Below are 772 nucleotides of genomic sequence, written 5' to 3'. Positions count from 1 at the left end.
TGACCGCAAGGCGGCCCAGGTGGCGCTGGCGACGGCAACGCTGTCGAAGAGCTTCCAGTCGGCCTTCAACGTCGTCAAGGGTTCGGTGCCGGCCCGTACCGACGTTCCCGATACCGACTTCGACGCCTGCGGCAAGAAAGGCATCGCCGACCTGAAGGCAGCGAACGAAGGCGGCACGCTGTTCGGCTCGCTGGCGCAGGGCTACGGCGCGCCGCCGGCGATTGCCAATGCCTACAAGGATGTCGTCTCGAAGTTCGTCCACGGCCAGATCAAGACCTCCGACGAAGCCGTCAAGCAGCTCGTCCAGGCGATCGACGACGCCCGCTGAGACCACGTTTGATGACAATGCTTCCCCGCGTGCTCCGCGGGGAAGCTTCCGGGAAGGAGACGACATTCCATGAGCACCGTTGCGACCACCGATCCGGTTCTGACGCCGAGGCAATCGACGGCGATCTCGTTGAGGGGCCGGCTGCAGGATGCGCTGCCGAAGATCGTGCTGGCGCCGAGCTTCGTCATCACCATCATCTTCGTCTATGGCTTCATCGTCTGGACGGCCTATCTGTCGTTCACCAATTCCAAGACCTTTCCTTCCTATGCGCTGACCGGAGCACGCGCCTATCAGCGGCTGTGGCGCTGGACCTTCGAGAGCGATCCGCCGTCTTCCTGGTATACTTCGATCACCAACATGGCGATCTTCGGCTTCCTCTATGTCGGCATCTGCCTGGCGCTCGGTCTCTTCCTCGCCATTCTGCTCGACCAGAAGATCCGCGGC

2 pseudogenes are annotated in these 772 nt (G+C 62.6%); both read left to right on the top strand.

Annotated elements, in window-relative coordinates:
- A pseudogene (locus tag RWK44_RS34865) lies at positions 1-328 on the top strand (sugar ABC transporter substrate-binding protein); the annotation flags it as partial.
- A 69-nt stretch (positions 329-397) separates the two neighbouring features.
- A pseudogene (locus tag RWK44_RS34860) lies at positions 398-772 on the top strand (sugar ABC transporter permease); the annotation flags it as partial.

The sequence above is a fragment of the Rhizobium sp. 25PS6 genome, from assembly GCF_032464655.1.
Classification (GTDB): Bacteria; Pseudomonadota; Alphaproteobacteria; order Rhizobiales; family Rhizobiaceae; genus Rhizobium; species Rhizobium laguerreae.
Note: the sequence above shows the minus strand (reverse complement) of the source record. Positions and strands in the feature narration are given on the sequence as shown.